Origin of the sequence: Propionivibrio dicarboxylicus (assembly GCF_900099695.1) — a bacterium.
GTDB lineage: Bacteria > Pseudomonadota > Gammaproteobacteria > Burkholderiales > Rhodocyclaceae > Propionivibrio > Propionivibrio dicarboxylicus.
This window is the reverse complement of sequence record NZ_FNCY01000005.1, coordinates 170993-184127: the sequence shown is the minus strand read 5'-3', so window position 1 is coordinate 184127 and position 13135 is coordinate 170993. Positions and strand designations below refer to the sequence as shown.

11 protein-coding genes are annotated in these 13135 nt (G+C 64.0%); 4 read left to right on the top strand and 7 right to left on the bottom strand.

What is annotated here, in order from left to right:
- Positions 1–15: 15 nt before the first annotated feature.
- The 6 genes from yoaA to upp all read right to left on the bottom strand — a co-directional run bounded on the left by yoaA (position 16) and on the right by upp (position 6529).
- Positions 16–1950 carry a DNA repair helicase YoaA gene (gene yoaA / locus BLR25_RS08275; protein WP_091936580.1) on the bottom strand — a complete coding sequence of 645 codons (1935 nt, stop codon included), beginning with the start codon at positions 1948–1950 and terminating at the stop codon, positions 16–18.
- 150 nt (positions 1951–2100) lie between these two features.
- Positions 2101–2895, bottom strand: a complete 795-nt coding sequence (locus tag BLR25_RS08270) for an amino acid ABC transporter ATP-binding protein (RefSeq protein ID WP_425438686.1) — start codon at positions 2893–2895, stop codon at positions 2101–2103.
- Positions 2876–3529 carry an amino acid ABC transporter permease gene (locus BLR25_RS08265; protein ID WP_091936438.1) on the bottom strand — a complete coding sequence of 218 codons (654 nt, stop codon included), beginning with the start codon at positions 3527–3529 and terminating at the stop codon, positions 2876–2878. The genes BLR25_RS08270 and BLR25_RS08265 overlap by 20 nt, the downstream gene beginning before the upstream one ends.
- A gap of 265 nt (positions 3530–3794) precedes the next feature.
- Positions 3795–4595 carry an amino acid ABC transporter substrate-binding protein gene (locus tag BLR25_RS08260; RefSeq protein WP_091936435.1) on the bottom strand — a complete coding sequence of 267 codons (801 nt, stop codon included), beginning with the start codon at positions 4593–4595 and terminating at the stop codon, positions 3795–3797.
- Positions 4596–4633: 38 nt separating this feature from the next.
- Positions 4634–5890 carry a uracil-xanthine permease family protein gene (locus tag BLR25_RS08255; RefSeq protein WP_091936433.1) on the bottom strand — a complete coding sequence of 419 codons (1257 nt, stop codon included), beginning with the start codon at positions 5888–5890 and terminating at the stop codon, positions 4634–4636.
- Positions 5891–5902: 12 nt separating this feature from the next.
- Positions 5903–6529, bottom strand: a complete 627-nt coding sequence (gene upp, locus BLR25_RS08250) for a uracil phosphoribosyltransferase (RefSeq protein ID WP_091936430.1) — start codon at positions 6527–6529, stop codon at positions 5903–5905.
- Between the two features lie 233 nt (positions 6530–6762).
- Here upp and BLR25_RS08245 point away from each other — a divergent pair, with 233 nt between their 5' ends.
- The 4 genes from BLR25_RS08245 (at position 6763) to BLR25_RS08230 (ending at position 11660) form a co-directional block, all read left to right on the top strand.
- Positions 6763–8391: a methyl-accepting chemotaxis protein gene (locus BLR25_RS08245; RefSeq protein WP_091936428.1), complete on the top strand. Its 1629-nt coding sequence runs from the start codon at positions 6763–6765 to the stop codon at positions 8389–8391.
- Between the two features lie 13 nt (positions 8392–8404).
- Positions 8405–8860 carry a peroxiredoxin gene (locus BLR25_RS08240; protein ID WP_091936426.1) on the top strand — a complete coding sequence of 152 codons (456 nt, stop codon included), beginning with the start codon at positions 8405–8407 and terminating at the stop codon, positions 8858–8860.
- Positions 8861–8896: 36 nt separating this feature from the next.
- A complete protein-coding gene (locus BLR25_RS08235) occupies positions 8897–10327 on the top strand; it encodes a PhoH family protein (RefSeq protein WP_091936424.1) in 1431 nt (476 codons plus the stop codon).
- Between the two features lie 100 nt (positions 10328–10427).
- Positions 10428–11660: a transglutaminase-like domain-containing protein gene (locus tag BLR25_RS08230; protein WP_143009804.1), complete on the top strand. Its 1233-nt coding sequence runs from the start codon at positions 10428–10430 to the stop codon at positions 11658–11660.
- A gap of 58 nt (positions 11661–11718) precedes the next feature.
- Here the strand turns inward: BLR25_RS08230 and dnaB are convergent, their stop codons facing one another.
- Complete coding sequence (dnaB, locus tag BLR25_RS08225) at positions 11719–13128, bottom strand: replicative DNA helicase (protein ID WP_091936419.1); 1410 nt, start codon at positions 13126–13128, stop codon at positions 11719–11721.
- Between the last annotated feature and the right edge of the window lie 7 nt (positions 13129–13135).

Here is a 13135-nt window from a genome sequence, read left to right as displayed (position 1 = left end):
CGGGCCGGTGTGTTTTCAGGGTTTGAAAAAAGCGAGGACTTCCGCGAGCTCGCGCGTCCGCTTCATCGGCGGCAGGCTGCGCCAGATGCGTTTGCCATAATGCTTGCCAATCAGGCGGGGGTCGCAGATCATCAGCACGCCGCGATCGGTCTCGTCACGGATCAGCCGCCCGGCGCCCTGCTTGACGTTGATGACGGCACGCGGCAGCTGGTAATCCATGAAGGCATTCAGCCCATCCTGCTTCATCCGCTCGATGCGCGCCGACAGCACCGGATCGTCCGGCGGCGCGAAGGGCAGCTTGTCGATGACGACGAGCGACAGCGCCTCGCCGCGCACATCGACGCCCTCCCAGAAACTCTGGCTGCCGACGAGGATCGCGTTGCCGAGCCGGCGAAAGCGTTCGAGCAGTTCGTTCTTGCTGCCTTCGCCCTGCATCAGCAGCGGGAATTCGAGACCGGCGCGTTCGAGGGCTTCTTCGAGCAACTCGCGTGTGCGGCGCATTGCCCGCAGCGAGGTGCATAGGAAGAAGGCGCGCCCGCCGCTCGCCTGCACGACCGGAAAGGCGGCATGAACGACCGCCTCGGTGTAGGCGTAGGTGTTCGGCTCGGGCATGCCAAGCGGCGCGTAGAGCACGGCCTGACGCGCGTAGTCGAAGGGACTTTCCCAGGACGCCGATTCGGCGCCGACCAGCCCCATCTCGCCGCAGTAGTGATCGAAGTTCTGCTGCACCGCCAGCGTCGCCGAAGTGAAGATCCAGGCGCGCGGGTGGCCGCTCATCTGCTTTTGCATGATGCCGGCAACGATCAGCGGCGTCGCATTGAGTTGCAGCGAATGGGTGTAAGTCTCGCCCCAGCGCACGTAATCGGTGCCGCCGTCGTCGGCGCGTCCGTTCTGCCAGCGGCGCAAGGCGGCGACGAGTTCGCCGGCACGTCGCCAGCACGATTCAAGGCCTTCCGAGCGTGCTGCCTGCGTTTCGAGCAGCGCCCCCAGCGTGTCGAGTTCTCGGATCAGCCCGACGAGGTTGTTGTCGAAACCGGCGCGTTCCTGAAGCTGCGCCAGCGCGAAGCGGGCCGGCTCGACCGGCAGCGTCAGCCGCAAATCCTTGGCCGCCTTCTCGACGACGCCGCAGAGCTTGGGCAGGTCGAGGCAATCCTTCGCCGAGGCGATGCCTTCAAGGCGCGCGTCGCGCGCCAGATCGAGCACCTGCGAAGTCGACACGTTGTCGCCGAAAAACAGGCTGGCGGTCTCCGGCAGTTGATGCGCTTCGTCGAAGATCACGGTGTTGCAGGCGGGCAAAAGTTCGGCCGTGCCTTCGTCGCGCAACATGACATCGGCAAAGAACAGGTGATGATTGACGACGACGAGATCGGCGGCCAGCGCCTCGCGCCGCGCGGCCAGCACGAAGCAGTCCTTGTGCGACGGGCACTCCTGGCCGAGGCAGTTCTCCCGCGTCGAGGTCACCAGCGGCCAGACGCCGGAATTCTCGGCGACATCGGCGCATTCGCTCTTGTCGCCGGTCTTGCTGATGCGGGCAAAACGCGCGACGCGGTGCGCGTCGGCGGCATCCTCGCGCGTCAGGAAGCGTCCGTCGGCGAGCGCGCGTTCGAGGTGGTAATGACAGACGTAATTGGCGCGTCCCTTGAGCAGCGCAGCCTGTACCGGTGAACCGAGCGCCGTGCGCACGGTCGGGATGTCCTTCGAGAACAGCTGGTCCTGCAGGTTCTTCGTCCCGGTCGAGACGATCACCTTGCCGCCGGACAGCAGTGCCGGGACGAGATAGGCGAAGGTCTTGCCGGTACCGGTTCCGGCTTCGGCCACGAGCACCGAATTGCCGGCAATCGCCGCGGCGATGCGCTCGGCCATCTCGAGCTGTTGCGGCCGCAGCCGATAGCCCGGAATCTTGCTTGCCAGCAGGCCTTCGGGCGAAAAGACGTCCTGAAGCGACGGCATGCTAGCGCTCCGCCCCGTCGATGGCTGAACACGACGAAAATGCCGGATGAATTCTTCCGGCGCGGCACGAACCGCAGCGATCGCGAAGATGCGCATCAATGCCGGCAGGACAAGGACAGGTGTTCATGTTGCTTGGTCGGCCGGATACCACTACAGCATATTCTCCAGGAAGGCCCGCGTGCGCGGATGCTCGGGCGACGCGAACAGCTCGCGCGCCGGACGCGCTTCGACGACGAGACCGCCGTCCATGAAGATGACGCGGCTCGCTACCTCGCGCGCGAACGCCATTTCGTGCGTGACGACGATCATCGTCATATGCTCGTCGGCGAGTTCGCGCATCGTCCGCAGCACTTCGCCGGTGAGTTCCGGATCGAGTGCGGAAGTCGGTTCGTCGAAGAGCAGGATGTCGGGTTCCATCGCCAGCGCGCGGGCGATCGCCACGCGCTGCTTCTGCCCACCCGACAAGCGGGAGGGATAGGCGTCGCGCTTGTCGGCGAGGCCGACCTTGGCGAGCAGCGCCTCGGCTTTCGGCACGACGTCCTCGCGGCGCAGGCCCTTGACCGTCATCGGCGCCTCGATCAGATTTTCGAGGACGGTCAGGTGCGGGAACAGGTTGAAATGCTGGAAGACCATGCCCATGGCGCCGCAGATCGTGCGGATCTCGGCGTCGGCCACATAGCGGCACTCGCCGCCGGTATCGGTGCTGACCAACGTCCTGCCTTCGACCTCGATACAACCGCGCTGCACCGTTTCGAGATGGATCAGGCAGCGCAGGAAGGTGCTCTTGCCCGACCCGGACGGCCCGATGATGGCGATCACCTCGCCCCGGCCGACCTCGAGCGACACGCCCTTGAGCACTTCGATCGCGCCGAAGCGCTTGTGCAGATCGACGGCGCGCAACATAGGCGTCGGCGCCGGCGTCGCCTCATTCGTCATAGACTGCATATTTTTTTTCCAGATGCTGGAAGCCGTAGGTCAACACCAGCGTCATGATCAGGTAGAAAGCCGCGGCGACGACGAAGGGACTCGTCGTGAAGTCGCGCTGGACGATGCCGCGCGCCGCGCGCAAGAGATCGTTCATCGCCAGCACGTAGATCAGCGAGGTGTCCTTGATCAGCGTGATCGTTTCGTTGCTGACGGGCGGCAAGATGCGCTTGATCACCTGCGGCAGGACGATGCGCCGCATCGTCTGCGCATACGAGAGGCCGAGCACCTTCGCGCCCTCGTACTGGCCGCGCTCGATCGACTGGATGCCGGCGCGGAAGATCTCCGCGAAATAGGCCGCGTAATTGAGCACGAAGGCGACGATCGCTGCGGGGAAATCCGGCAGCCGCACGCCGATCACCGGCACGAAGGGCAGCGCGAAATAGATGAACAGCATCTGCAGCATCAGCGGTGTGCCGCGCATCAGCCAGATATAACCGCCGACCGCCGCGCGCACGGGCGCGATGCGCGACAGGCGCAGGAGCGCCAGCGCCAGCCCCAGCGGCACCGACAACATGAGCGTAATGACGAAGACCTGGAGCGTCACCCCGGTGCCTTCGATCAGGGGCGGCAGGATGTTCAGGACGTAATCCATGAGGTTCCGAATCGCATGAGCCAAAAACAAATCCGGCCGGGAGGCGTTTTGACTGCCTTCCAGGCTGGAGATTAAGAGCCTATTTCGGCAGGGCTCGCGAGCCGCGTTGTCGATACGGGCGGATGGATGCAAGGCGCGAGGCGCAGCGCATGGTTATTCCATGCGCAAGCAGAGCAACGCCGCAGACACCGCCCGTATCGGCAACCCGGAGGGCCGCCGGCGCGGCACACGATCCCTACCGAAATAGGCTCTAAGAAGCGGACGCTTACTTCTTGACGATGTCCTTGCCGAACCAGCGCGTCGAGATCGTCGCGGCGGTGCCATCGGCCTTCATGTCGTCCATCGCCTTCTGCAGCTTGCCCATCAGCGCGGTGTCATCCTTGCGCGTGCCGACGCCGTAATCCTCGGTGCCGAAGTTCTCGTCGAGGACGCGGTACTCGCCCGGCTTCTTGGCGATGTAGTAGCGACCGACGACCTCATCGACGACGATGGCATCGAGACGGCCGGTGGACAGGTCCATCAGCGCAGTCACGTTGTCGGAGAACTTCTTGAGTTCCTTGATCGACTTGGCAGCCTTCTCGTCCTTCTGGATCGCATCGACGGCGCTGCTACCGTCCTGCACGCCGACGATCTTGCCGGCGAGTTCGGCCTTGGCCTTGATCGGCGACTTGTCGGTGACGACGATGATCTGGTGGTTTTCCAGATACGGCGTCGTGAACAGGATGTTGGCCTTGCGCTCTTCGGTGATCGTCAGGCCGTTCCACAGCACGTCGATGCGCTTGCCGTTGAGTTCGGCTTCCTTCGCGCTCCAGTCGATCGGCTTGAAGCTCACCTGCATACCGAGACGCTTGGCGACTTCCTTGGCGAGATCGATGTCGAAGCCGACGATCTCGTTCTTGTCGTCGCGGAAGCCCATCGGCGGGAAGTGATCGTCGAGACCGACGACGATGCTGGCCGGGGCCGCCGGTGCGGCCGGTGCCGCTGCCTGCGGCGCCTCCGACTTGCCACAGGCAACCAGCAGGGCACTGCTCAGCAGCGCCGCCATCAACAGGGAAATCTTATTCATTAACACTCCTCGATAGTCGTTGTTGTCGTGATTCAGTATCAGGCCTCGGGGGCCGGTTCGCGGGGCAGCAGCAGGTTGAGCAGCACCGCCAGGACGCCACAGAGGCTGATGCCCTGCAGCGAGAAATTGCCGATCGTCACGCCCAGTCCGCCGATACCGACGACCAGGGTCACTGAAACGATACAGAGATTGCGCGCGCTGGAAAGATCGACGCGACCGTCCATGATCGTTTTCAGGCCGATGCCGGCGATCGAACCGAACAGCAGCACCATGATGCCGCCCATGACCGGCATCGGAATCGTCTGCAGGAAAGCGCCGAACTTGCCGACGAAGGCCATCAGGATGGCGAAGCCGGCCGCCCAGGTCATCACCACCGGGTTGAAGTTCTTGGTCAGCATGACCGCACCGGTCACCTCGCCGTAGGTCGTTACCGGCGGGCCGCCGAAGAGGCCGGCGATGTTGACGGCGAGACCGTCGCCCAGCAGCGTCCGGTGCAGGCCAGGCGTTTCGGTGAAGTCCTTGCCGGTCACGGAACCGATCGCCAGGATGCCGCCGACATGCTCGACGATCGGTGCGATGGCGACCGGGATCATGAACAGGATGGCGGCCATGTTGAACTCGGGCTTGCCAAATTCCGGCATGGCGATCCAGGCGGCGTTCATCACCTTGGAAAAATCGACGATGCCGAGGAACAGCGAATAGGCGTAACCGACAGCAACGCCGATCAGGATCGGCACCAGCTTGAGCAGGCGACGCGCGCGGATGGCGGTCAGCATCGTCGCCAGCAGCGACACCGTCGCCACCGACAGCGCCGTGCCATAGGGCATGATCTGCTGGTCGCCGGCCTTGCCGGTAGCCATGCTCACCGCCACCTGGGCGAGACCGAGACCGATCACCATGACCACCGGGCCGATGACGACCGGCGGCAGCAGGTGATGGATGAAGCCGACGCCGCGCCACTTCACGAGCGCGGCGGCGACGTAGTAGAAGAAGCTCGCCGAGGCCAGCGCGCCAAGCGTCGCCGGCATGCCCCAGGTCTGAACCGAATAGATCACCGGCGCGATGAAGGCGAAGCTGGAGCCGAGATAGATCGGCACTTCGCGACGGGTGCAGATCTGGAAGACCAGCGTGCCGATGCCGGCGCCGAGCAGCGCCAGGCTCGGATTGAGCCCGGTCAGGAGCGGCACCAGGACTGTCGCGCCAAAGGCGACGAACAGGATCTGCGCGCCCGACAGCGCCGTCCGCCAGACCGGTTCAGTGGCCGGCAAGTCCGCCGCGCCCGTGCTTGTATTCATGGATTCCGCTCCTTATTTCGTGCCAAAAATCTTGTCGCCGGCGTCGCCGAGACCCGGGATGATGTAGCCGACCTCGTTGAGATGGCTGTCGATCGCCGCGGTATAAACGTCAACATCGGGATGAGCGGCCTTGAGCGCATCGATGCCTTCCGGCGCGGCGACCAGGACGATCGCACGGACCTGCTTGCAGCCGTTGCGCTTGAGCATGTCGATGGTGGCGATCAGCGAGCCGCCGGTCGCCAGCATCGGGTCGATGATCAGCGCCATGCGCTCGTCGAGCTGGCCGACGAAACGCTCGAAATAGGGTTCCGGCATCAGCGTTTCATGGTTGCGGGCGATGCCGACGACGCTGACCTTGGCGCTTGGAATCAGGTCGAGCACGCCGTCGAGCATGCCGAGGCCGGCGCGCAGGATCGGCACCACCGACACTTTCTTGCCCTTGATCTGCTGGATGCAGACATCGCCAGCCCAGCCCTTGATCGTGCAATCCTCGAGTTCGAAGTCGCGACAAGCCTCGTAGGTCAGAAGACGGGCGAGTTCGGCGGTGAGCTCGCGGAATTTCTTGGTACTGATATCGACTTCACGGAGAAGCCCGATCTTATGTTTGACGAGGGGATGATTGACTTCGATCACCGACATGGTGGGGCCTCCGGGCGCGATTAGGACAAACCTGCCAAGGTTAGCGGAAAACGTGAAAAAACGCACGAAAAAAGTCCACCCGGGCGACGCCCCGCAAGCAAAGAGCCGACGAAAAAATGACAATGACGACGCCCATGGCACTCGCCTCGACGGGATAGGCCAAGCGCCCGCCCCGGGCGAGATGCGCCAATGCTATATTGGCGGCCATCTAACAATAAACAGGGAGTTCTTCCATGACCCTCTCGCAACGCATCCTCGCGCTGATCGCCGCGGCCATGGTATGCCTTGCTGTCCTCACCGGCGTCGGCTACGTATTGACTTCCAAGGTCTACGAAAAAGCCAATTACGGCAACGAAAACACGGTCCCCAGCGTCGAAACGCTCCACCGGGCAATCGCCGGATTCAGCCAGATTCGCGTGCAGGTGCTGTACCACATTCTGTCGAGCCACATGCAGAGCGACAGCCCGGACATCAAGGCCGAGATCCAGAAGAAAATCGACGACGCTTTCGTCGAAACGGAAAAAGCCCTGAAGGACTACGAAGCCCTGATCTCCAACGACGAGGACCGCAAACTGCTCGAGGCCGACCGCGCCGCCCTGGCCGGCTACAAACGCGCCAACGAACCGATTCTGGCCGCGTCGAGCGAATACCGGACCGACGCGGCCATGGAGGAAGTCAAGAAGGCCAGCGACGCCCCGCGCAAAGTTGCCGACGCACTCAACATGCACGTCAAGTTCAATACCGACCTCGGCAACAAGGAAGCTGCCGAAGCGCAGTCGGCCAAGAGCACCTCGACACTGACCGCCCTGCTCGTCCTGCTCGGCGCCGCGGTGATCCTGGGCGGCATCGGCTTCACTATCCTGCGCTCCATGAACACCCGATTGGCTGAAGCGAACACCATCGCCGAGCAGATCGCCAACGGCAACCTGGGGGCGCGGGCGACCGCCGACCGGACCAGCAACGACGAAATCGGGCACCTGTTAGGCTCGCTCGAAAAAATGCGCCACGATCTCGCCATCACCATCGGCGAGATCATCGCCAACGCCGAAAGCGTCGCCAATGGCGCCGACCAACTCTCGGCCTCGGCCAAGCAGGTAGCCTCAAGCACCGAACAGCAATCATCCGCGACCACCTCGGCAGCGGCCGCGGTCGAGGAGATGACCGTCAGCATCGACCACATCGGCAACAGTGCCGGCGACGCCAGCCAACGCGCGCTCGACGCCGGGCACCAGGCCGAGCAAAGCGGCAGCGGCGTCGAAACCGCAGCGCAACGCATCAGCGACGTTGCCGAGCACGTCGAACACACGGCACAGCAGTTGCAGACGCTGTCGGAGCAAGTCCAGCAGATCGGCAGCATCACCGTCGTCATCCGCGAAGTCGCCGACCAGACCAACCTGCTGGCGCTCAACGCCGCCATCGAGGCCGCACGCGCCGGCGAACAGGGCCGCGGCTTCGCCGTCGTCGCCGACGAAGTACGCAAACTGGCCGAACGCACCACCGCCTCGATCCAGGAGATCAGCGAGGTTATCGGACGCATCCAGGAAGGCGCAACGGCAGCGGTCGACAGCATGCAGACAAGCCGCCACGTCGTCACCGACGTCGTCACCACGGCGAGGGATGCCAGCATCTCGATGGGCGAAATTCGCGCTTCCGCCGATAACGTCCGGCACGCCATCGAGAGCATCTCCGACGCGCTGCGCGAACAGAAGACCAGTTCGACCGAACTTGCACGCAACGTCGAAGCGATCGCCCAGATGTCGGAAGAGAATTCCGTCGCGGTCGAATCGGTCGCACAAACGGTACAGCAACTCGTCGAACTCTCCAACGCGCTCAAGACGACCGTTTCCCGCTTCCACCTTTAGGAGCCCCATCGCGATGAACACCGCACCCATCCCCGATTTCGCCGTCGCCGCCACGGGGGGCGAGACCTTCCGCCTGTCCGAACAGCGCGGCAAGATCATCGTGCTCTACTTCTACCCGAAGGACAGCACGCCCGGCTGCACGACCGAAGCGCAGCAATTCCGCGACCTCGCCGCCGCCTTCGCCGAGGCCAACTGCATCATCGCCGGCGTCTCGCGCGACAGCATCAAGTCGCACGAGAACTTCAAGGCCAAGCAGGAACTGCCCTTCGCGCTGCTCAGCGACGCCGACGAAGCCCTGTGCACCCGCTTTGCCGTCATCAAGGAGAAAAAACTCTACGGCAAGCTCGTCCGCGGCATCGAGCGCAGCACCTTCGTCATCGATGCCAACGGCGCACTTCGGGGCGAGTGGCGCGGCGTCAAGGCGCCCGGCCACGCGCAGGAAGTGCTCGATTTTGTCAGAACCCTTTGACGGCAGCCCACTCTAACGATCGGAGACTCTTCTTTCATGGTGAAACAAGTGGCCCAACACGGCAAATCCCGCAAGAGCGCAGGCGCGGCGACCAAACTCTTCGTCCTCGACACCAACGTCCTCCTGCATGACCCTACCAGCGTCTATCGCTTCGAAGAGCACGATGTTTACCTGCCGATCAAGACGCTCGAAGAACTCGACAACAACAAGAAGGGCCTGTCCGACGTCTCGCGCAACGCCCGGCAAGTCTCGCGCACGCTCGACGAGATCGTCAGCAGCCAGGACGATGGCATCCAGAACGGCATTCCGCTGACTCAGTTGTCGAACCGGCTCGCGACCGGACGCCTGCTGCTGCAGACCGAAGCGATCAACCATGAACTGCCGAGCGGCCTGCCGACGGCCAAGTCGGACAATCAGATCCTCGCCGTCGTCCTCCACCTGCAGCGCCTCAATCCCAACCGCGCCGTCATCCTGGTGTCCAAGGACATCAACATGCGCATCAAGGCGCGGGCGCTGGGCCTCGCGGCACAGGACTACTTCAACGACAAGGTGCTCGAGGACACCGACCTGCTCTACACCGGCACGCGCGAACTCCCGGCCGATTTCTGGGACAAGCACGGCCAGGGCCTCGAATCGTGGAAGCAGGAAGGTCGTACGCTCTATCGCATCAAGGGCCCGCTGGTCCCGAAGCTGCTCGTCAATGAGTTTCTCTACCTCGAAGGCGCGCAGCCGCTTTACGCGATCGTCCGCGAAGTCAGCGGCAAGACCGCGGTGTTCGAAACGCTGACCGACTACACACACCCGAAGAACGCCGTCTGGGGCATTTCGGCGCGCAACCGCGAGCAGAATTTCGCGCTCAACCTGCTGATGAATCCCGACATCGACTTCGTCACGCTGCTCGGCCAGGCCGGCACCGGCAAGACCCTGCTGACGCTCGCCGCCGGCCTCACCCAGGTGCTCGAAAGCAAACGCTACGCCGAAATCATCATGACCCGCGTGACCGTGCCGGTCGGCGAGGATATCGGCTTCCTGCCCGGTACCGAAGAGGAAAAGATGGGGCCGTGGATGGGCGCGCTCGAGGACAACCTCGATGTGCTCAACCACACGGAAAGCGAGGGCGGCGAATGGGGCCGCGCGGCGACGCACGACCTGATCCGCAACCGGATCAAGATCAAGTCGCTGAATTTCATGCGCGGCCGCACCTTCCTCAACAAGTTCCTGATCATCGACGAGGCGCAGAACCTGACGCCAAAACAGATGAAGACGCTGATCACGCGCGCCGGTCCGGGCACCAAGGTCGTCTGCATGGGCAACATCGCGCAGATCGACACGCCCTACCTGACCGAAGGCAGTTCGGGCCTCACCTACGTCGTCGACCGCTTCAAGGGCTGGCCGCATTCCGGCCATGTCACGCTGCAGCGCGGCGAGCGCTCGCGTTTGGCGGACTACGCCGCCGAAGTGCTATAATCCGCGCCTTGTCGGGCCGTGTCACAGGACGCGGCCCGGTCGTTTTTGCCCGCCGGAACGATAGCGTTCGTTCGGCCTGTGACATGCTCCGGAGAATCGATTGAAACGACGGGATTTCCTGGCTGCCTCGGCAGTGCTATCGCTGTTGGCCTCGCCCGCCGCACAGGCGGTCAAGAACCCGCCACCGGCCAAGAAACCGCCCGCCAAACCCGCGACGAAACCGGGGGCGAAGCCCGCCGGCAAGACCGTCGCCAAGCCCGGCATCCGGCACGCGGCCACGCCAGAGAACGGCGCAGCGAGCGCCATCCACGAACCGCATAACGTCATCAGCCTGCCGGAAGAACCGCCGGCGCGCTGGCGCACCGTCGACCTGCAGACGCAGATCGGGCTTCGACACGTCAAGGGCGCCGCCAAGCTCTGGCTGCCACTCGCCCAGTACAAGGACACCCCGTGGCAGCGCTCGCTCGGCCACACCTGGGAAGGCAATTTCACCAGCGCCGGCATCTACCGCGATCCGGTCGCCGAAATGGAAGTCTTCGTCGCCGAATGGGCCGAAGGCACCGACAGTCCGCGACTCCAGTTTTCGAGCCAGATCGCGACCCAGGACCGCCACTTCGACGTCACCCGACGCGGCGCCATCGCCGAACGCACCGAAGTTCTGCGCCGCTGCCTGCAGCCGACCAGCCAGATCCCGATCGACGGTATCGTCCGGCGCACCGCCGAACGCGCCATCGGCCGCATCCGCGACCCGCTGGCGATGGGCAAGGCCCTCTACGACTGGGTTGTCGAGCGCACCGAATTCGACAGCAACGGCACCGGCCTTGGCAACGCCAACATCGCGCAGATGCTCGAAAGCGGCAATCTGAGCGGCCGCAGCGCCGACATCGCTCAGCTCTTCGTCGCGCTCTGCCGCTCGGTCGGCATTCCGGCACGACCGGTGTTCGGGCTGCGCAACGGCACCTCGCGGCTTTTCGGCAGCCTCGGCATCCTCGGCGAGCTCAACGCCGCGCAACACTGCCGTGCCGAACTCTACATCCCCGGCTACAGCTGGATCGGCGTCGACCCCGCCGACGTACGCAAGGCGATTCGCGAAGAAAATCTGAGCAACTTCGACCCCAAGCTCAACGTGCTCAAGAAGCTGCTGTTCGGTTTCTGGGAAATGAACTGGATCGGCTTCAACGCCGCCCAGGACGTCACGCTGCGCGGCGGCGCCGCCGAAACCTTGCCCAACCTGATCATGCCGGTGGTCGAAACCGGCGAAGGCCGCTACAGCAGCCTCGACACCAGCCGGATGAACTACAGCGTCACCGCGACGCGCATCGACACGCCCTGACGCCGGGCGTTTCCGCCCGGCCGCCGACGCGCCCCACGCCCCCTACCGAAACAGGCGCTTAATACGACCCCTGCGCAGCGAAATTCTCGAAGCGCGTGTACTCGCCGAGGAAGGCGAGCCGCACAGTGCCGATCGGACCGTTACGCTGCTTGCCGATGATGATCTCGGCCGACCCCTTGTCTGGCGAATCGGGGTGGTAGACTTCGTCGCGATAGATGAACATGATCACGTCGGCATCCTGTTCGATAGCGCCGGATTCGCGCAAATCGGACATCACCGGCCGCTTGTTCGGCCGCTGTTCCAGCGAGCGGTTGAGCTGCGACAGCGCGATCAGCGGCACCCCCAGCTCCTTGGCCAAGCCCTTCAGCGAACGCGAGATCTCGGAAATTTCGGTCGCCCGGTTCTCGCCGTTACCGTTGGCCGAGGACATCAGCTGCAGGTAGTCGATGACGATCAGGCCGAGCTTGCCGCACTGGCGGGCCAGACGGCGTGCCCGCGCGCGCAGGTCGATCGGATTCAGCGCCGGCGTCTCGTCGATGTACATCGGCGCCTCGTGCATCTTGCCGAGCGCAAACGACAGCCGCGCCCACTCGTCGTCGTTGAGCCGCCCCGTCCGCACACGGTGCGCGTCGAGCCGACCGACCGACGAGAGCATACGCATCGCCAACTGGGCGCCGCCCATTTCCATCGAGAACACCGCCACCGGCAGACCGACCTCGATCGCCACGTGTTCGGCCATGTTCAGCGCGAACGAAGTCTTGCCCATCGACGGCCGGCCGGCGACGATCAAAAGGTCGCCCGGCTGCAGCCCTGAAGTGCGCGCATCGAGATCGTGATACCCGGTCGGAATACCGGTGATTTCGGACGGGTTGTCGCGGTCGTGCAATTCCTGGATCCGCTCGACGACCTGGGTCAGCAACGGATTGATGTGCTGGAAGCCGGACTGGTGACGGAAACCGCCCTCGGCGATGGCAAAGACCTTGGCCTCGGCCTCGTCGAGCAGCTGCTTCGGATCGCGCCCGACCGGATTCAGGGCGCTGTCGGCGATCTCGTCGCCGGCCGTCACCAACTGCCGCAGCAGCGCCCGATCGCGGACGATTTCGGCATAGCGCACGATGTTCGCCGCCGACGGCGTGTTTGAAGCGAGCTCGCCGAGATAAGCGAGGCCGCCGGTCTCGCTGGCCTCTCCGGCAATATCGAGCCCCTCGGCCACGGTCACGGCATCGACCGGCTTGCCCCGTTCCAGCATGCGCTGGATCTGACGGAAGATCCGCCGGTGCTCGTCACGATAGAAATCGCTCTCGCTGATGCGGTCGGCGATCTTGTCGAAAGCGGCATTATCGAGCAGCAGCCCGCCGATCACCGACTGTTCGGCCTCGAGCGAATGCGGCGGAATGCGCATCTGCGCCAGCATCGGATCGCTGGGCGGCGCGTTATCGGAATATTTTTTGAAAGGTGGTCTGGCCATAAACGCA